Below are 18410 nucleotides of genomic sequence, written 5' to 3' on the forward strand. Positions count from 1 at the left end.
CAAGAATAAAATGCGATGCATTTTATTCTAATTGCTTACGCAATAACGAAATAACTTGCCCTTTTGGGCAAGTTATTTTTGAACAGTTCCTTATGCGCCTTCGTGGTCGAATTCCTCTTCATTCTTCCTTCAGCGTGAATTATTCCGGAAAAGCAGCTTCCCCGGGTCCTGGGCCCGTCCGTTTTGCCGTAACTCAAAATGCAGGTGGGGGCCGGTGGATTGTCCGGTACTTCCCACCTTGCCTATCAGATCGCCGGTACGGACCGGGCTTCGCAGGGTGGTGTGGATCGCCGAAAGGTGACCGTACAGGCTGACCCAGTTCTCCCCGTGCCGGATCACAATGTATTTTCCATAAATAGGGTCTTCCCCCAGGTCCGTTACCACCCCGTCCCGGGCGGCGAATACGTCGGTCCCTGCGGGGGCCGCCAGGTCCAGACCTTCGTGGATCTTCACCGTCCCGGTAACGGGGTTTCTCCTCAGGCCGAAGGGGCTGGTAATCCTATAGGTACGCAGGGGAAAGCTGAAGTTAAAGTTGAGGAAGAAAACCCGTTCCGTGGGGGAAAAATCCGCGCCGGGAATAAAGAGAAATCCCGCCTTTTTTCCCCCATGGCTTATGGTGATAGGGACCCCGGTATTTTCTTCCCGGGCCGACGAAAGGAGCCGCTCCAGGTCCGATTCGGGGCTTTCGGGGATAAAGATCCCCGGTACCGAGGGGAGCAGCAGGGTCCCGGTCAAAGCCCCGGGATGGGCCATACGGTTCAGGGTGGTCAAGGCCGCATAGGGGATATTACACCGGGCGGCGAGGCTGAAAATATCGTCGGTTTCGTTAGGGGTATAGGCATAAACCGTCAACCCTTCGGCCAGACTGGACGCGCTCTCCCCGGTCCGAGCCCGGTTAGCCACCCGGCGCCGGCCATTTTCCACATCCGCCATATACTGGTTAAAGGCCAAATCCCGGACATCCAGCCGGGTTATGACGGGAAAATTCGATTCGACATTTTCCGCCCCCAGGAGGAACGACCCCGCGAGAAAGACCCAGACCCAAAGGATCCCATTTTTTTTCATTCCTGTTACCCGTCCGCAGCATTATAGTAACAGGAATAGGCCTAAGAGAGAAGGCGGTGGTTCTCTCTCAGTTTTTTACGTTTTTCCGGCCCCCACGGCATACCTTCTCCCTCCCTTCACGAAGTATTTCATTCGAAGGATCTTTTGCCTGAGCCGGTTTCAAAACGTAGGTTAAAACCCCGCCTTTCGGCGGGGCAGGGTCATTCCGCCGCGATAGCTTCTACCGGGCAAACCGAGGAACAAGAGCCGCAGTCCTGACATTTATCAGGGTCAATCCAGCGGGCGTTTTCCTTTTCACTAATCGCATCCACCGGACATTCACTGTCGCAGGACCCACAATTAATACACGCATCTCCAACCTTATAGGCCATACAATACCTCTCTATATTTTATGGTAATAATAAGATACTATATGGAGCGATATTTTTCAACTCCAGGCTCCAGAGAAAAATTGTCCCGAACTATATCGACTTTTCCGGCAATATTCGGAGAGAAGATGCCGATAAAAAAATAAGAGCCGGGGGCCGCCCTAAAAACTCAAAAGGGCTTGGGGTTCGGTTCCGGCAGGCCGGTTTCCTACCCGCTGGCTTTGCATCCGGCCCCGTTGTTTAAAAATAGATCGGATTTCTCCGGAAATCCTGAAAGGGGTTCATCATGAATATTTTTGTGTTGCTTTTACCCGCGGCTGTTTTTTTGCTGATCCTTTATTTTGCCCTCTCAAAAAAATCCGATCCCCTGGTAAAAAAGGCGGCCCTGATTACCCTCATCCTCCTTACCCTGTCGGTGATTATCAGCCTGGTCCTCATATTCAGCAAGCCCGCCGAAGAGACCATAAGCATAGCGGTCGAATCCACCCCCGGTACTCCGGTCAAGGCCAATAATACCAACCTACCGGCCTTGATAATCTTTATCCTCCTGTTTTTGCTTTTCCTGGGGGTTATTATCTTTATCCTCCTGCGGGAGCGCCGGGAACTGCCCCCCCTCTCCACCCCGGAGCAGCCGCATATTCTTGGCCGCTAGTATCTTGTAAACACTAATATGCTTGATACATGGGCGAAAGAGAATTCGACCACGAAGGCGAATAAGGCGAATAAGAAAGAAATGAAGAGGGAAGAATAACCCATTCTTCGCTTTTCATTCTTAATTCTCCTTTTCTCCTTCTTCGCCTTCTGCGCCTTTGTGGTGAATTTTTTTAAATTCTGTATATGTATGGCCGTTTAGTGTTTACAAAATACTAGCGTAATGAACCGGCAAAATCCTCCCTACTGGGGGAAGACCGACGGTATCCCGTAAAAGGTACATCCGTGCCCGGATACCGCCTTAATTGTTATTTTTGCCGGTATGAAGTATATTCAACATGGAGGTATATCATGGGAGATATGTCAACATCGCCGAGGGAACCGGTCCGGGGTTTGACTTTTGAGGACGTTTGGGCCCTGTTTCAGGAAACGGACCGCAAATTTCAGGAAACGGACCGCAAATTTCAGGAAAACGAACGGTTGATGCATGAACGGTCCGCAGAAATCGAGCGGTTGATGCATGAACGGTCTGCGGAAACCGACCGGAGGATGGATGAACGGTTTGCGAAAACCGAACGCTTGATTCAAACGCTGACCGAAAAGACCGATAGGCAGTTGGGGGAATTGGGGAACCGTTTTGGCGAGCTGGCAGAGCATCTGGTAACCCCCAACATAACGGAAAAATTCAGGGCCCTCAATTATACCTTTACCAAGGCGGCAGCCGATGTCAAATTTACCGATCCCCAGGGGAAAACCCTCACGGAAGTGGATGTATGGCTGGAAAACGGGGAGTTTGCCCTGGCGGTGGAGGTCAAGTCATACCTGCGCATCCAGGATGTAAAGGATCATATTAAACGGATGGAAATACTCAGAAAATATGCGGATGAACGGCGGGATACCCGGAAATTGCTGGGGGCGGTGGCCGGGGCGATAGTGAAAACCCCGGTACGGAACTATGCCCTGGAGAAGGGGTTTTACGTAATACAACAATCGGGGGATACGGTAAAGATCGAAGCCCCCGAAGGTTTTACCCCCCGGATATGGTGAGCCCATGGTTATGAACGGAGCGCCCCCTATGCGGATAGATCTGATCCCCCGGCCGGTTCACCTGGAATACGGGGAGGGTTTTTTTCAAAGTACCGGCCTCCCCGGCATAGGGGGGGACCGGGTTTTTCAGGGGGAAATGGCCCTGGCCGCGGAGCAGATCCACCGGGACTTAGGGCTTCCCCTCGGAGAGGAGCCGGTAAAAGTGGTGTGCCGGGAGGTTCCCGCCCTGCGGGAGGGCGAACCCGGGCAAGAAGCCTACCGTCTGACCGTTACCCCCGGTGGGATCACCCTGGAAGCCTCCACCGGGGCGGGGATATACCACGGGCTGCAAACCCTCAGGCAGCTTATCCTTTCAGGGTACGAACCCAATACCCTGACCATCCCCGCCCTCACCATAAACGATTACCCCCGCTTTCCCTGGCGGGGCTGTATGCTGGACGTATCCCGCCATTTTTATACTCCCGCCTTTATCAAAAAGCTCCTGGATGTCCTTTCCCTCCACCATATCAATGTTTTTCATTGGCATTTAACCGATGATCAGGGCTGGCGTTTTCCCATACCGGCATATCCGGCGCTTATCGAAATCGGCTCCAAATGTCGAAATACCCGGAATTCCCATGCCCCGGAGCTAAAGCAGTTCTACACCCCCGGGGAAATCCGGGATCTGGTTGCCTATGCCGGGGCCCGGCATATCACGGTGGTCCCCGAAGTGGACCTTCCGGGGCATACCAGGGCGGCGCTGGCCGCCTACCCCGAGATGGGCTGTACCGGCGGGCCCTATTCCGTGGATGACCGTCACGGGATATTTTCCGATGTACTCTGCGCAGGGAATGATCGGATCTTCGACCTGGTGGAGGCGGTTTTCGATACTTTGGCGGATTTTTTTCCCGCCCCCTATGTGCATATCGGGGGGGATGAGGTTCCGGTTTCCCGGTGGGAAGCCTGTCCAAAATGCCGCCGCCGCCTGGGGGAACTGGGGTTTGAACGGCCCCGGCAGCTCCAGGGGTGGCTCACCGTCCGGTTTGCCCAGATGCTTAAAAGCCGCGGTAAGATCCCCCTGGGCTGGGACGAGGTTTTGGAGGATACGGAAACCTTGGGGCTTCCCCCGGAACTGGTGGTCATGTCCTGGCGGGGCCAGGAAGGGGGCATCAAGGCCAGCGCCGCGGGGCACCGGGTGGTGATGTCCCCCAGTAGTGACGGTTGTTATCTTGACTACCGGAACTACGACCTTCCGGAAGAACCCGGGGCAGGTTCCCGGATAATCCGGGTATACGATGCATACATGAACGATCCCATTACGCCGGAGATGACCCGGGACCAGGCGGCCCTGGTTTTGGGAGGCCAGGGGAACCTCTGGTCCGAATTGCTCTACGCCGACCGGTGGGCCGAATACATGCTTTTCCCCCGGATATGCGCCCTGGCGGAGGCTTTCTGGATCCCCCGGGAATTGAAGGATTTTGCTTCTTTTTCCGGGCGGCTTCCGGTTCATCAGAAACGGCTGGATATCCTCAATATTTTGTCCTATCGGGGACCCCTGCAATAGGTTCGGCAAAGGAGCAGGTGCCCATGTGGATAAGACCTTCGGTGGATTCGGATGTTCCCTATTTGTATGATATCTGCCGTAAAACCGGGGATGCCGGTAAAGACGCTTCCCCCCTGTTTCATGATCCCCATCTCTTAGGGCACTATTATGCGGCGCCCTACCATTTTTTTGACCGATCCCTGTGTTTTGTGGTCGAGGAGGATTACACCCCCCAGGGGTATCTGGTCGCCGCCGGGGACAGCGCCGCCTTTTATCAATGGTTTGCGGAGACCTGGCTGCCCCCCCTGCGGCGCCGGTATTCGCTTCCTTTGCCCCGGGGCTGGGCGCAATCGGCGCAGGAACAAAGTCTGATAGACCAGCTGCAACCATCCGCCCGGCCCAAGGCGGTCTATCCCTGGCTTTCCCGGTATCCCGCCCATCTTCACATAGACCTCCTCCCCCCAATTCAGGGGAAAGGGCAGGGGAGGGCCCTGATGGATACCCTGTTTGCCGAACTGGGGCGGAGAAAAATTCCCGGGGTTCACCTGGGGGTGGCGGCAACTAATACCGCCGCCAGGGGCTTTTATAAAAAAATCGGATTTTCGGTCTTGCAGGAAGAAGCCGGGGGGATTACCATGGGGAAGGAGTTAAATCATGGATTTTGATAAATTAACCGTCCACCGGTATTCGGTGCGAAAATTTAAGGATCTCCCCGTGGAGAAGGAAAAACTCGATATCCTCCTGGAAGCCGCCCGGATCGCCCCCACCGCGTCGAACCGGCAGCCCCAGCGTATATTTCTGGTCACCCAGCCTGAGGGGCTTGAAAAAATAGACCGGTGTACCTCCTGCCGTTTCGGCGCCCCCGGGGTATTTCTCATCTGTTATGACCGTACCCAATGCTGGGTGCGGTCCTTTGACGGCCAGGACAGCGGCCTGGTGGATGCCAGTATCGTCACCACCCAGATTATGTACCAGGCGGAGGATCTGGGGCTGGGCAGCACCTGGGTGATGTACTTCGATCCCGCGGCCGTGGTTAAGGAGTTTGCCCTTCCCCCGGCCATAGTTCCCGCGGCGATGCTGGTCTTCGGTTACCCCGCGGAGGACGCCGCCCCGGCGGACCGGCACTACCAGCGTCACCCCCTGGAAAAAATTCTTTGCCGGACCCTCTAGCGTCCCGGGTAGTTTGCTTGTATAGCGTGGAGTTGTTGTGGCGTATATAAAAAACCTGTTTGATAAAAATTTTCTGGAGTATGCGTCCTACGTTATCAAGGACCGGGCCATCCCCGATTTGGAGGACGGCCTTAAGCCGGTGCAGCGGCGGATCCTCCATTCCCTTTTTGAGATGGACGACGGCAAGTACCACAAGGTGGCCAATGTGGTGGGCCATTGCATGAAGTACCACCCCCACGGGGATGCTTCCATCGGGTCCGCCCTGGTGGTACTGGCCAACAAGGACTTCTTTATCGACCGGCAGGGGAATTTTGGGAATATTTTTACCGGGGACGAAGCCTCCGCCGCCCGGTATATCGAATGCCGGGCCACCTCCCTGGCCAAGGACATTTTTTACCACCCGAAACTGACCCCCATGGCGGATTCCTATGACGGCCGGAACCGGGAGCCGGTCCTCTTTCCTGCCAAGATACCGGTGGTCCTGATCATGGGCGCCGAGGGGATCGCCGTGGGGATGTCCACCAAGATCCTGTCCCACAATATCATCGAGGTCCTGGAGGCGGAGAAGGCCTGCCTTTCGGGAAAAAAATTCCATCTCCACCCGGATTTTCCCACCGGCGGCCTGGTGGATGTGTCGGATTACCGGGACGGAAACGGCCGGGTTCTGGTCAGGGCCCGGCTGGATACCTCGGATCCCAAACGGATCCTCATCCGGGAGCTTCCCTTCGGAAGCACCACCGAAAGCCTCATCAACAGTGTGGAGACCGCGGCCAAGGCGGGGCGGATCAAAATCCAGTCCATCAACGATTTTACCACCGATACGGTCGAAATTGAGATCAAGCTTGCCCGGGGGGTCTATTCGGAGGAAACCGTGGATGCCCTCTTTGCCTTTACCGAATGTGAGCAGTCTATTTCGGTGAACCTCCTGGTGATCCACGACGGCCTTCCCGAGGTGATGACCATCACCGATGTCATCAAACACCACGCCGGGCAGCTGGTGAAGATCCTCACCAAGGAACTGGAACTTGAGAAACGGGAGCTGTTGGATAAACTGCACCAGCGTACCCTGGAGCGGATCTTCATTGAAGAGCGGATATACAAGGCCATCGAAAAGATGAAAACCGCCGAAGGGGTCCAGAAGGCGGTTATGGAGGGCTTTACGCCCTTCCTCAAGGAGGTGGGAAGCCGGGGGGTAAGCCCCGAGGACGTGGACCACCTGTTGAAAATTCCTATCCGGCGTATATCCCTGTACGATATCAACAAGGCCAAGGCCGAGGCCCTGGAGATTCAGGCCCGGATCAAGGAGATCAACGGCCACCTAAAAAGCATCACCGCCTATGCCCTGGGCTTTTTGGACGGCATCATCGCCAAGATCAAGGCCAATGACGAGCTGGGAAAGGGGGCGCGGAAGACCAAGGTCGGCCTCTTTGATAAGGTGGATGTCAAGGAAGTAGTTCGCAGGGACGTGGAACTTAAATACGACCGGAACACCGGCTACCTGGGAACCGCCGTGGCCGGGGAGATCCTGGCGGAGGTATCCCCCTTTGATCGGATCCTCGTGCTCCGGGCGAATGGGACCTATACGGTGATGGACCTGCCGGAAAAGGCCTTTGTGGGGGCCCAGGCCTGGTGGATAGGAGTGGCCGACAAGGAAGTTCTGGGAGCCCTGGTTTTTACCGTTATTTACCAAGAGGCGGAGACCGGGTACCCCTGTATCAAGCGCTGTATCATTGAAGGGTGGATTATGAACAAGGAGTATTCCCTGGTTCCCGAAGGGGCTGCGGTACTCCATGTCGATACCCGGCCTAAATTTTCATTTACCCTTTATTATGTGCCCAAAACCCGGCTTAAGATTACCAGGGAAAATTTTAAGGCCCAGGATTACCTCGTCAAGGGACTCAAAGCGGGGGGAGTACGGCTGGCAACGAAAGAAGTGGATCGGATAGAGACCAAGTAGGGAGAGGACCATGGACGCCGATATTGTATTTGATACCAGTTCCGGTTTTTCCGAATCAGAGCAGCGGGAAATCCTGGAGAATATCGAGGCGATAACCCGGAAGGACCTGATTACCCCGGCAGCGGACAAACAGCGGCTTACGGCAAAAAAGCGGGGAGGAAATTTTCCCCTCCTCGTGAACCTGGGGGGGGCGATACTATTGATCGGGGGGGTCCTGCTCCTGTCGTTCTTCTACCGCCAGGATGAATCGGAACTTCGGGGGGGGAACGCCTCCCTGGCCATGACGGATCGGAAGCTTATCCAGGAGATCCGGCGGGCAAATGAGGCCCGGATCCATGAGAAGGAACGGGAAATTACCGATATCCTGGCCAAACTCTCCGGAGTTGACGGGGACCTTCAAGCCCTGCAATCTTCCATGGAAACCAAGATAGAAGAACGGGAAGCGGAACTCCGGCAGCAGATGAACCGGGCCCTTGACGAAGAACTGGATCGCCTGATCAATCAGGATTTATCCGAAGCGGCCATCGCGGAACAGATGCGGGTCTTTGATGAACGGCAGATAACCCGGATTAACGAGGAACTGGACGCCTACCGGCAGGAACTGGACACGGAACGGCACGCCGCGGAGCTTAACCTGCAAAAGGCCCAGGAAGAATACCGGCATAGTCTGGCCGTCCTGCAGTCGGAGCGGGCCGGGATCCTGGAAGCCTCCCGGATTAGCGAAGCAAATCTACGGGCCCAGCTGGAAGCAAAAAGCGGCGAAATAACCCAACAATACGAGCAAAGCCGGGCGGACCTGAACGCCGCCCAGGAGGAACTGCGGCAGCTCACCGACGAACAGGAACGGGCCTTCCTGGTGGAACGGCAGATGAGTGGGTTTTACACCCTGGTCCGGGACCATATCCGCGGGGGGGCCCCGGAAAAGGCCGCGGAAACCTTGGACCTCATGCGGGAATTTCTTGAAACTCCCGCGTTTCAGCCCATCCGGGCCATTCAATCGCAAAAAGAAGGCCATTTGGCCGCCATAAACACCCTGTCCGCCGCCGTGGAAGGGCTCCTGGCGGCGGGCCCGCCCTCCCCCGGTGCCCCGACCGAGGGGGAAATCACTGCCCTGCGGGAAGAAAACGCCGCCCTTACCCAGACCCTCGCCGATCAGACCCAGGAAATCGCCGCCTACCGGTCCCAGGGCACGGATCTCGTCAGGTCCATTCGGCAATTCGAGGAGACCATCTCCTCCCTGCGGGCCCAGAGCGCCGCCCAGGCCCAAACCATCAGCGCCCAGGAACGGGACCTCGGCGCCTTACGAAGCGAGAACACCGCCCAGGCCCAAACCATCAGTACCCAGGAACGGGACCTGGGCGCCTTGCGAAACGAAAACACCGCCCAGGCCCAGCGCATCAGCGCCCAGGAACGGGACCTCAGCAATTTGCGGGCCCAAAATACCACCTACGGCCAGACCATCAGCGCCCAGGAACGGGAGCTTACCACCTTACGGAACCAGACCACCGCCCAGGCCCAAACCATCGTCGATCAGACCCAGCAGATAAACACCCTCCGCTCCACCAACACCTCCCTGTTCCAGGCCATGGAAAACCTCCAGCAGGCCCTGGACAGCGCCCGGGAATTACAGAACCAGTAGCGCCGAATTCTCTTTTATACCGGTATGCCTGGAATTTTGGCGAAAAAGAAAACGCACGATTTTCCGTGACAAGGAGTATAAAATCTGCTATAATGTGCCGATAATAATTTTATGAAACTTCCAACGTTTATCGGTAGACTTTGTTGCCAAAGTAAAGGAGCGTAAAATGGTAAGCGGCAGAAAAGCCAGGGGAATCCTGGCATTGGCCCTGGTCTTCGGGGTTACGGCATTAGGTTTTTCCTTCGATGTCAAATCCTTCCCGTCTCCGATTAAGAAGGGCAGCATCCTTATCAGCGGTGGATTTGGGCTGGGGATTTATATTCTTCCGTTGTCAGATATTGATGACAGCACCAGCAGCAGCGTACTATTGGGCGGAACCCTGGCGGTGGACTATGCCTTACCGATTAATTTCGCCCTTACCGTGGGCGGTGAAATCGGATATTCCGGTTCTAAGCTGGACGCTTGGGACAGCGACGTGGATATTTCTTTGGGGGAAATACCCATTATCGTCCGGGCCGCGTGGCATCCGAATTGGGAGGTTAAAAACCTCGACACCTATCTCCTGGTAAAGGTGGGATACGGTATCGGTTTATGGACCGGTGACGATATTCCTGATGGTGTTAAAATCCCCCATGGAATTATCGCCGGTTTCAATATCGGCGTCCGTTATTTCTTTGTCCCGGCCTTCGGCGCGTTCGTGGAAACAGGGTATGAATATCACATGCTTAGATTTAAGGAAGAGGATTCGAGTATAACATATACCTATACCTCTATCGGCTCTAAATTTGTTACCCTGGGCGTAACCTTTAGGTTATAGGCGCTATACTGCCGCGCTTAAAAAAGCGATCCGGGTAAGTTGAAACGCTTCAGACCGGGTTATTTCTCTTCGTTATCTATATGCCTGGAATTTCGGCAAAAAACCCAAAAAACGCACGATTTCCCGTGACAAAGGAGTATAACATCTGCTATAATAGCGTCCATTATGGATAAGCGTCATAAAATCTAAAATTCATATGGCCCCATAGGGTGGGGCAAAAAAAGTATGAACCTGATGATTTTATGAAATTCCAGCGTTTATCCTTAGACTTTGTTGCCAGAGTAAAGGAGCAAAAATGGCAAACAGCAGAAAAGCCAGGGCAATCCTCGTATTGGCCCTGGTATTGGGAGTTACGGCGTTAGGTTTTTCCTTTGATATCAAATCCTTCCCGTCTCCTATTCAGAAAGGCAGCATTCTTATCAGCGGCGGATTTGGGCTTGGTCTTTTTTATCCGGCGATAGCTGGCGCGGAAAATAGCGCCCTGGTGGGCGGATCCGTGGCGGTGGACTATGCCCTGCCGATTAATTTCGCCCTCACCGTGGGCGGTGAAATCGGATATTCCGGTTCCAAGCTAAAATCCTGGGGCAATAATTCGGATGCTTCTCTGGGGGAAATACCCATTATCGCCCGGGTCGCGTGGCACCCGAACTGGGAGGTTAACAACCTCGACACCTATGTCCTGGTGAAATTTGGATACGGCATCGGTTTCTGGGGCGGCGATGATTTGGATGGGCTTTCAAATCCCCATGGCGTTATCTTTGGTACTAATCTAGGCTTCCGTTACTTCTTTCTCCCGGCCTTTGGCGCTTTTTTGGAGACGGGGTATGAATACCATTTTCTTAGATTTAAGACAGATTTTGGTGGATGGACGACAACCTGGTCCGCTTTCGGCGCTAAATTTCTTACCCTGGGCGTAACCCTTAGATTATAAGCCGGCGCAATGCCGCGCTAAAAAAGCGGTCCCAACCGCTTTATTTTGTTTTCATCACCTCTACGCCGTCCCACCCTTCCGGGGGTGGGGTAAGGGCGTAATTTTTGCACCGGAACAGGAGGACCTTCGCGATAAAGTCCTCGGGCAGCAAGGCCAGGACCTCCTGGAATTTGGCGGCCGCTTCCCCAAAGGAACGGCGGTAGTAGGCTTCCATACCCCCGTTATGTAGGGCCCAGGCCCGTTCCTCATTGCCCGCCAGGGACCGTTTGACGGTGTATATCTTAACCCCCCGGGTTTTCCCCTTCACCGCCACCGTGTCAAGCAGCCGGGTGGGGAGGGTCCCCTTTATTTCCCCATAGATGGTTTCAGAGATCAGGATCTCCTGATGGTAGGGTTTGGTAAGGCCCTCCATACGGGACGCGAGGTTTACCATGTCGCCGATAACAGTGTAATCCATCTTCCGTTCACTGCCGATATTGCCCACCGTCACCGTGCCGTAATTGATCCCGATCCCGATGCGAAATTCGGGTTTCCCCAGGCTCCGCTGGGCTTCATTGAAGCCCTGCAGGGCGTCGATCATATCCAGCCCCGAAAGGACCGACTGGAGGGCATCGTCATCGTGTTTAACCGGGGCGCCCCAGAAGGCCATGATGGCATCCCCGATGTATTTATCCACGATCCCGTTCCGGTTCATGATGATATCCACCTGGCCGGAAAAATACCGGTTCAGGGAATTGACCAGATCATCCGGGGGCATCCCCTCGGAAATGGTGGTAAAACTCCTGATGTCGGAAAAGAGGATCGCGAGAACCCGGTTATCCCCCACCAACATGGACTCCGGGGCGGCAAAGAATTTATCGATCAGGTCCTTGGGGACGTACTTCTGAAAGATCTGGCGGATCCGTTGTTCCTTTTTCCGGGCCAGCACCGCGTCAAAGGCGTAACGTTTGATCTGGGAATAGGCCTTTTCCAGTTCGGCGATCATCAGGTTAAAGGTATGGGCCAACTGCCCGGTTTCATCCCGGTATTCAACTTCCACCCGGGCGGACAGATCCGTGGAGCTGATGATGCGATCCATGGTTTTGACCACCTTTCCCAGGGGGGTGGTGAGGAGTTTGGCAAGAAGCAGGAGCATCAATACCGCCGCCGCCGAGGCCGCCCCAATCATGATCAGGGTCTGGAAGGTGATGGAATCCACGTCGCGGTAAAAGGCGGTGGTTTCTTCGGTTAAAAGGACCCACCATTGGAAGGGGGTAAAATAAAACGCCCGGATAACCCGTTCGGTTCCCCCGATGGCGGCGTTAAAGAGATCGTCCTCGGCATCCTCCAGCAGTCCGAGCAGGGCGGCCCGTTCATCCGCTGAAATAGCTGCTTCCGAGGTCGCCATGACCACCGTCCCTTCCCCGTCCAGGGCGAAGATAAGCTCCGTATCGCTAAGGATAATGCTTTGGGCATAGACCTCCACCGCGTTTTCCGCGGCCTGGACCATATCGGGCCGGCCCGAATAGTTATTTTCCACCAGCAGGGCCCATTGGTTTTCGGCGTATTTCTGTAATTCGTTGGCCTTAAAGCTAAAAAACTGCTGGGTTATCCGGGTTATCCCCTTGGCCGCGGCAAAATACGAGGCGGTCCCCGCCAGAACCAGGGTAACGATGATCAGGGGCAGCACCACCAGGATAATTTTAGAGCGGATACTCATAATGAATACTATACTCCCTTGGGGGGAAATAGCAAGTCTTTTGAATAATGCGGGCGGCGATAGGCGATGGGAGCTAAAAGTAAGGAATTAGGGGGGGAGCACGGTTGCGGGGGTGGGGGAATAAATTTGCCTGGTAACAAGCTTTTTTGACGCGGCTCCCCCTCGCTCCAGCCTTGCTCCGGGCCGAAGTCCCTCCGCAAGTCTTCCGCTACCCCCACTCCTTTTTTTGGGGGGTGGAGCCGTAATTTGTTGCAGGAGAAGGGACGGTTAGGGGCTGATCCGTTTGCGGTCCCGGGGGAAGAGGCTTGCCTCTTTGACATTGGCGAGGCCCAGGATCTTCTGGGTAAGCCGTTCACAGCCTATGGCAAAACCGCCATGGGGGGGGCAGCCGTATTTAAAGACCTGGTACCCCGCAATGTCCGCCTCTTTAAGGCCGAATTTGGGCAGCACCTCCAGGAGGGCATAGTAATCGTGCTGCCGCCGGCCCCCGGTGGTGATCTCCAGACCCCGGAACAGGGCGTCAAAGCTCATGGTGGAAGCGGCCCCCTCTCCGGTTTCTTCCGGCCGGGGCTGCCGGGGGTAGGTGTAAAAAGGCCGGTACCGCCGGGGGAATTCATTCACAAAAACCAGTTTCACCCCCTGTTCCCGGCCGGCCCATTCGCAGAGGAGCCGCTCCGCCTCGGGGTTGAGGTCGAAGATCCGCCCGCCCTCCCGGTTTTTGGCCCCATTGGCTATCTTCAGGGCCTCTTCGTAGGATATGATCGGGGCCTTCTGCACCGCGGAGGCCTCGGGGACCGTGGCCTTCCACAGCTCCAGTTCCGGGGCGTTTTTTCGGGCCACCTCGGCAAAAATATGGGAGAGAAGCCCCTTCTCCAGGTCGATAAGGTCCTTTTCGGATTCGATAAACCCCATCTCCACGTCCAGGGAGACATACTCGTTGAGGTGCCGGGGGGTATCGTGCTTTTCCGCCCGGTATGCCGGGGCCACTTCAAAGACCCGTTCCAGCCCCGAGGCCACCATGATCTGCTTGTAGATCTGGGGGGACTGGGCCAAACAGACCTTTTTGTCGAAATATTCCACCTCAAAGAGTTCGGCCCCCCCCTCGGTGCCTCCCCCCACGAGTTTGCTGGTTTTAATCTCCGTAAAATCCCGGTCCCGCAGGTACGCGGAAAAAGCCTCGATGATCGTGGCCTGGACCTTAAAGATCGAGCGGATCCGGGGGTTCCGCAGGGACAGGGTCCGGTTGTCCAGGATAGCCTCCAGCCCCACCTTCGTGATGTCCCCGTTCACCTGGAAGGGCAGATCCCCCTCGGCCTTACTGATAATCTCCAGGGACCGGACCTGAAGTTCCACCCCGCCGATGGCTTTTTCGTTTTTGGCCGGGATCCCCCGAACCCTGATCACCGATTCCGGGGTAAGGGCGGATCCTGCCGCTTCCGGGGACTTTTCCGCCGGGCCCCCTTCCCCGGAGCTTTCCGCCCCGGAAAGTACCAACTGGAGCAGCCCCGACCGGTCCCGGAGGATCACGAAGGTGATCCCCCCCAGCTCCCGGATCCGATGCACCCAGCCGGAAACTTCCACCTCGTCGGTTCCCGTAAGATGCGCTATATCCTTTGCGAGTACCCGCATATTTCCTCCCCTCCGGCGCCTAGGCCGTTTTTGCGATCAGGGCCTCTACCTGGGAGCGGACGATCCCGGGGTCGGCCCGGCCGCCGGTGGCCGCCAGCACCTTGCCCACCAGGTAGGCGGTGAGGGTGTTGGCCCGCTTGATATTTCCCTCGGTATGGGCGGAACGGACCTCCCCAAAAACCGCTGTTTCCGCGGCATACACGGAATCGACCGTCCGGGCAATTTTTTCCGGGTCCGCTATCCGGGCCCAGCCCCGCTCCCGGATGATGGTCTCCGGGTCCTTGTCCTCGGTCAGAACCACCTCCACCGCCTCCCGGGCGTTTTTAAGGGAAACCTCCCCCTGGGCGCTCAGGGCCACCAGGGCCGCGAGCCGTTGGGGGCCCAGGGTAAAGGAGGAGAGGTCCCTGGGGGAGAGCCCCTCCCGGCCCAGGATGTGTTTAATGTCCGTGAGGAGCCAGTTGCAGATCCGCCCCGCCGCGTCCCGGCTTTCCATACCCCGGCGGACCGCCTCGGCCAGGGCAGCCTCAAAATAGTCGGCCTGGGCCTTTTCCTCGCAGATCAGGTCCGCCTGCTCTGGTGAAAGGCCAAAGTCGGTCTCAAAACGTCGCATCCGGGGGATGGGCAGTTCCACCAGGGCCTCGTCCACCGATGCCAAAAAAGACTCGTCAGGCTCAAAGACGGGCAGGTCCGGTTCGGGAAAGTAGCGGTAGTCCTGGGCGTTTTCTTTGGTCCGCATAGGCTCGGTCTGGTCCCGGTTTTCATTCCAAAGCCGGGTCTCCTGGATCACCGCTTTGCCCTGGTCCAGCCGTTCCCCCTGGCGGACAATTTCATAGTTGAGGGCCAGCCGGACAAACCGGGAGGAGTTGAGGTTTTTGATCTCCACCTTCCGGCCCAGGCCCTTGCCGGGCAGGTTGATCGACACGTTGGCGTCCGCCCGGAGGGATCCCTCTTCCATATTGCCGTCGCAGACCCCCAGGTAACGGACCATGCGCCGGAACTGCTGGATGAAAAGCTCCGCTTCCTCCCCGGTTTCCATATCCGGCTCGGTAACGATCTCCAGGAGGGAAACTCCGGCCCGGTTATAGTCCAAAAGGGAAACCGTACCGGTATGGATCATCTTCCCCGCGTCTTCCTCCAGGTGGCATTCCTTGATCCGCACCCGCTTGTTTATCCCCCGGCCTTCCAGGTTGAAGAACCCCTCCTGGCCCAGGGGGGAGGCGAACTGGGATATCTGGTAATTTTTGGGCATATCGGGGTAAAAGTACTGCTTCCGCTCAAACCAGGTCCGGGGGGGAATCCGGCAGTTCAAGGCCCGGGCCACCATACCCCCCATACGCATGGCCTCTATGTTGAGGGAGGGGAGTACCCCGGGGTAGCCCATACAGACCGGGCAGACATTGGTATTGGGCTCGTCCCCAAAGGCGGAACGGCAGCCGCAGAAGACCTTGGTTTTGGTTAAAAGATGGATGTGGACTTCAAGTCCGATAAACGACTGGTACATGGTTAGCTCCAAAAAGGACGGTACCCCGCAGGATGGGGGATAGGGTATTTGGCCTCATAGGCTTCGGCGATATCCAGCAGGGTGGCCTCGGAAAAGGCCCGGCCCAGCAGCTGGACCCCCACGGGAAGGCCCCCCACCAGTTCCGCGGGGAAGGACAGGGCGGGGAGTCCCGCCAGGTTGGCGCAGCAGGTGTAGAGATCCGCGGCCTTTTGGGCAAAGGGGGAGAGCCCCGTCTCCCCCCGGCCAAAAGCCCGGGTGGGGAACACCGGAAGGAGGATCCCGTCGCAGGGGGGAGGGGGACCGTTGTAATCCATCCCCCCCAGGAGTTCCTCAAAATTCCGGCGTATCCCCGAGCGGATCCGCTGGGCCCGAAGGTAGTAGCGATCCTGGAATCCGGAGCGGAGTACAAAGGTTCCCAGGAGGATCCGTAGTTTCACCTCCGGTCCGAACCCCGCTTCCCGGGTTTTATCGATGAGGTCGTCGGGATTTTCCGCCCAGTCCGGGCGTTTACCGTAACGAACCCCGTCAAACCGGGCCAGATTGGCGCTGGCCTCGGCGGTAGCGATGGTATAGTAGGCGGGGACCCCGTATTTTAGGCTGGGGATCTCCACATCCACCAGGGTATAGCCCATATCGGCCAGCCGATCCTGGGCGGCCCGGAATGCCTGGGCCACCTCGTCTTCCAGTACCGCCGCCTGGGCCGCGGTCTGCAGGGCGTCCACCCCGGAGGCTTCCTGGGCCGCGGCGGCGATTGCCCGGGCCACCGCTTCCGGGGAGAGGACCCCGATCACCCGGCCCTTGGACCGGGCCGCGCCGTAAAGGGGGGGAGACCCCGGAGGGGGCTCCCGGGTGGTTTCGTCCCGGGGATCCTTCCCCCGAATGGCCGCGAAAACCCTCCGGCACCGGGAGACGGTATCCGCCAAAACCCCGATGGTCTCCAGGCTTGAGGCGTAGGCCACGAGGCCGTACCGGGACACCGCCCCATAGGTGGGCTTGAGCCCCACTGTTCCGCAGAAGGAGGCGGGCTGCCGTACCGATCCCCCGGTATCGCTGCCCAGGGCAAAGGGCACGATCCCCGCGGCCACCGCCGAGGCGGACCCTCCGGAAGACCCCCCCGCGACCCGGCTTTGGTCCCAGGGATTGTTGGTCCGCTTGATCCCCGAAGAATCGGTGGAGGATCCCATCCCGAATTCATCCATGTTGGTTTTACCGATCACCACTGCCCCCGCGGCCTCCAAACGCCGCACCGCCGTGGCCGTATAGGGGGACCGGAGCTTTTCCAGGAGTTTGGATCCGCAGCTTAAGGAAAAACCCTTCACCGCGATATTGTCCTTCACCGCACAGGGCAGCCCCCGGAGGGGGGCGGTTTCCGGAGGTATGGGGGGCAGATCCGGGGAAAGGTCCCCTGCTTCCGGCCCTTCGGGCTCGTCTTTAAATTCAATAAAAGCGCCGATCCGCGTTTCCCATTCTTTACAATATGATAAAAACCCGTCGGGTAATGTTATGGCCATGCGTATTGTTTCCTCCTCGTATAGTACCGTAACCGGAGACAAAAATAAAGGGACAACGCCGGTTCAAAATCCACCTGTTTTGAAATTGGCTCAGGTTCCTTCCCTACAGGACGTTGGGGACCACAATGAACCGGCCGTCCCGTTCACCCGCATTATTGAGCAGGTTTTCGTTAAGGCTGTTGGAATGGCAAGGGGAATTATTTGCGTTTTTTTGCACGGTATCGGACCGAAAGTGGCCGGATCCGGCGGTCCACTGAGGTTCATTAAGGGAGGAAATGGAGACGGAAAAGGCCCCGGTATCCTCATCGGCCGCCTGCATGGCGGCAAAAAACCCAAGCATCTGCTCAAAAGCGGGAAACGCCCCGGTTAATTCCGTTTCATCCGGATTCAGATGGGCAAGCCGGGCGGTTTCTTGTAAATCTTCGATTTTCATGGAGGGATTTTCTCACAAGGGGCCGGCCTCTGTCAAGTATATTTATTCATTTAGGAGAGTATCATTGTATAATTATTCCAAAGCCATATCCTGTTTTTTAGCCGTTACCCGGTACGGGCCGCCGCCCGCCTTACCAGATCCGTTCCAGGATCATATAGAGGGCGGTTCCCGCAAAGATGCTGATCAGGGAATTCCGCTTCCATATATGGACCAGAGCGGTTATCGCCGACGCGATCAATACCGGGATGCTCCGGAGGGGGTCTTCTTTTACGGGACCGGCTATCGCGTTAAAGGCCAACACGGTCATGGCCGCCGGGGGGGCCGCCTGTTCCGCCAGGGCGAGGAGGGTTCCCACAAAGCCCCCTTTCCGGTCCCCCTCCCCCCGGCTTCGAAAAAACAGGAAGGGGACGGCCCGGCAGAACAGGATCACCCCTCCCATGGCAAAGGTGTAGGCCAGGGCCCGGGACACG

17 protein-coding genes are annotated in these 18410 nt (G+C 56.8%); 9 read left to right on the plus strand and 8 right to left on the minus strand.

Annotation, left to right across the window (positions count from 1 at the left end; all coding sequences use genetic code 11):
• Positions 1-129: 129 nt before the first annotated feature.
• Positions 130-1065, minus strand: a complete 936-nt coding sequence (locus tag LQZ21_RS09150; RefSeq protein ID WP_411044023.1) for a M23 family metallopeptidase — start codon at positions 1063-1065, stop codon at positions 130-132.
• Positions 1066-1265: 200 nt separating this feature from the next.
• Positions 1266-1436 (minus strand): DUF362 domain-containing protein, encoded by a 171-nt coding sequence (locus LQZ21_RS09155; RefSeq protein ID WP_411044024.1) that lies wholly within the window; start codon positions 1434-1436, stop codon positions 1266-1268.
• Positions 1437-1719: 283 nt separating this feature from the next.
• Between LQZ21_RS09155 and LQZ21_RS09160 the strand changes: the two genes are divergently transcribed.
• The 9 genes from LQZ21_RS09160 (at position 1720) to LQZ21_RS09200 (ending at position 11167) form a co-directional block, all read left to right on the plus strand.
• Entirely contained in the window at positions 1720-2085 is a 366-nt protein-coding gene (locus LQZ21_RS09160) for a hypothetical protein (protein ID WP_411044025.1), read from the plus strand.
• A 350-nt stretch (positions 2086-2435) separates the two neighbouring features.
• Entirely contained in the window at positions 2436-3131 is a 696-nt protein-coding gene (locus LQZ21_RS09165; RefSeq protein WP_411044026.1) for a hypothetical protein, read from the plus strand.
• 4 nt (positions 3132-3135) lie between these two features.
• On the plus strand, positions 3136-4674 hold the full coding sequence (locus LQZ21_RS09170) for a beta-N-acetylhexosaminidase (protein ID WP_411044027.1): 1539 nt from the start codon (positions 3136-3138) through the stop codon (positions 4672-4674).
• A 23-nt stretch (positions 4675-4697) separates the two neighbouring features.
• Positions 4698-5318, plus strand: coding sequence for a GNAT family N-acetyltransferase (locus LQZ21_RS09175; RefSeq protein ID WP_411044028.1), 621 nt, complete (start codon positions 4698-4700; stop codon positions 5316-5318).
• Positions 5308-5823, plus strand: a complete 516-nt coding sequence (locus LQZ21_RS09180) for a nitroreductase family protein (protein WP_411044029.1) — start codon at positions 5308-5310, stop codon at positions 5821-5823. The genes LQZ21_RS09175 and LQZ21_RS09180 overlap by 11 nt, the downstream gene beginning before the upstream one ends.
• Positions 5824-5860: 37 nt before the next feature.
• Entirely contained in the window at positions 5861-7780 is a 1920-nt protein-coding gene (locus tag LQZ21_RS09185; RefSeq protein ID WP_411044030.1) for a DNA topoisomerase IV subunit A, read from the plus strand.
• Between the two features lie 10 nt (positions 7781-7790).
• On the plus strand, positions 7791-9419 hold the full coding sequence (locus LQZ21_RS09190; protein ID WP_411044031.1) for a coiled-coil domain-containing protein: 1629 nt from the start codon (positions 7791-7793) through the stop codon (positions 9417-9419).
• 166 nt (positions 9420-9585) lie between these two features.
• Positions 9586-10236, plus strand: coding sequence for a hypothetical protein (locus LQZ21_RS09195; protein WP_411044032.1), 651 nt, complete (start codon positions 9586-9588; stop codon positions 10234-10236).
• Positions 10237-10531: 295 nt separating this feature from the next.
• Positions 10532-11167: a hypothetical protein gene (locus tag LQZ21_RS09200; RefSeq protein WP_411044033.1), complete on the plus strand. Its 636-nt coding sequence runs from the start codon at positions 10532-10534 to the stop codon at positions 11165-11167.
• Positions 11168-11207: 40 nt separating this feature from the next.
• On the opposite strand, the gene LQZ21_RS09205 is transcribed toward LQZ21_RS09200, so the two are convergent.
• The 6 genes from LQZ21_RS09205 to LQZ21_RS09230 all read right to left on the minus strand — a co-directional run bounded on the left by LQZ21_RS09205 (position 11208) and on the right by LQZ21_RS09230 (position 18409).
• Positions 11208-12866, minus strand: a complete 1659-nt coding sequence (locus LQZ21_RS09205; protein ID WP_411044034.1) for an adenylate/guanylate cyclase domain-containing protein — start codon at positions 12864-12866, stop codon at positions 11208-11210.
• A 267-nt stretch (positions 12867-13133) separates the two neighbouring features.
• Positions 13134-14495 (minus strand): aspartate--tRNA(Asn) ligase, encoded by a 1362-nt coding sequence (gene aspS, locus LQZ21_RS09210; protein ID WP_411044035.1) that lies wholly within the window; start codon positions 14493-14495, stop codon positions 13134-13136.
• A gap of 19 nt (positions 14496-14514) precedes the next feature.
• Entirely contained in the window at positions 14515-15996 is a 1482-nt protein-coding gene (gatB, locus tag LQZ21_RS09215; protein WP_411044036.1) for an Asp-tRNA(Asn)/Glu-tRNA(Gln) amidotransferase subunit GatB, read from the minus strand.
• A gap of 2 nt (positions 15997-15998) precedes the next feature.
• Positions 15999-17507 (minus strand): amidase family protein, encoded by a 1509-nt coding sequence (locus tag LQZ21_RS09220; RefSeq protein WP_411044037.1) that lies wholly within the window; start codon positions 17505-17507, stop codon positions 15999-16001.
• Positions 17508-17610: 103 nt separating this feature from the next.
• Entirely contained in the window at positions 17611-17940 is a 330-nt protein-coding gene (locus LQZ21_RS09225; RefSeq protein ID WP_411044038.1) for an aspartyl/glutamyl-tRNA amidotransferase subunit C, read from the minus strand.
• A 130-nt stretch (positions 17941-18070) separates the two neighbouring features.
• Positions 18071-18409, minus strand: a complete 339-nt coding sequence (locus tag LQZ21_RS09230; RefSeq protein WP_411044039.1) for a branched-chain amino acid transporter permease — start codon at positions 18407-18409, stop codon at positions 18071-18073.
• Position 18410 lies beyond the last annotated feature (1 nt).

It is taken from the genome of Treponema sp. TIM-1 (assembly GCF_046533115.1).
In the GTDB taxonomy this organism is placed as follows: Bacteria; Spirochaetota; Spirochaetia; order Treponematales; family Breznakiellaceae; genus JAIRMO01.

Bases quoted from the DNA above. Each gene is read 5' to 3' on its own strand.
- LQZ21_RS09150 (WP_411044023.1), bottom strand. From the start codon at position 1,065: ATGAAAAAAAATGGGATCCTTTGGGTCTGGGTCTTTCTCGCGGGGTCG.
- LQZ21_RS09155 (WP_411044024.1), bottom strand. From the start codon at position 1,436: ATGGCCTATAAGGTTGGAGATGCGTGTATTAATTGTGGGTCCTGCGAC.
- LQZ21_RS09160 (WP_411044025.1), top strand. From the start codon at position 1,720: ATGAATATTTTTGTGTTGCTTTTACCCGCGGCTGTTTTTTTGCTGATC.
- LQZ21_RS09165 (WP_411044026.1), top strand. From the start codon at position 2,436: ATGGGAGATATGTCAACATCGCCGAGGGAACCGGTCCGGGGTTTGACT.
- LQZ21_RS09170 (WP_411044027.1), top strand. From the start codon at position 3,136: ATGGTTATGAACGGAGCGCCCCCTATGCGGATAGATCTGATCCCCCGG.
- LQZ21_RS09175 (WP_411044028.1), top strand. From the start codon at position 4,698: ATGTGGATAAGACCTTCGGTGGATTCGGATGTTCCCTATTTGTATGAT.
- LQZ21_RS09180 (WP_411044029.1), top strand. From the start codon at position 5,308: ATGGATTTTGATAAATTAACCGTCCACCGGTATTCGGTGCGAAAATTT.
- LQZ21_RS09190 (WP_411044031.1), top strand. From the start codon at position 7,791: ATGGACGCCGATATTGTATTTGATACCAGTTCCGGTTTTTCCGAATCA.
- LQZ21_RS09195 (WP_411044032.1), top strand. From the start codon at position 9,586: ATGGTAAGCGGCAGAAAAGCCAGGGGAATCCTGGCATTGGCCCTGGTC.
- LQZ21_RS09200 (WP_411044033.1), top strand. From the start codon at position 10,532: ATGGCAAACAGCAGAAAAGCCAGGGCAATCCTCGTATTGGCCCTGGTA.
- LQZ21_RS09205 (WP_411044034.1), bottom strand. From the start codon at position 12,866: ATGAGTATCCGCTCTAAAATTATCCTGGTGGTGCTGCCCCTGATCATC.
- aspS (WP_411044035.1), bottom strand. From the start codon at position 14,495: ATGCGGGTACTCGCAAAGGATATAGCGCATCTTACGGGAACCGACGAG.
- gatB (WP_411044036.1), bottom strand. From the start codon at position 15,996: ATGTACCAGTCGTTTATCGGACTTGAAGTCCACATCCATCTTTTAACC.
- LQZ21_RS09220 (WP_411044037.1), bottom strand. From the start codon at position 17,507: ATGGCCATAACATTACCCGACGGGTTTTTATCATATTGTAAAGAATGG.
- LQZ21_RS09225 (WP_411044038.1), bottom strand. From the start codon at position 17,940: ATGAAAATCGAAGATTTACAAGAAACCGCCCGGCTTGCCCATCTGAAT.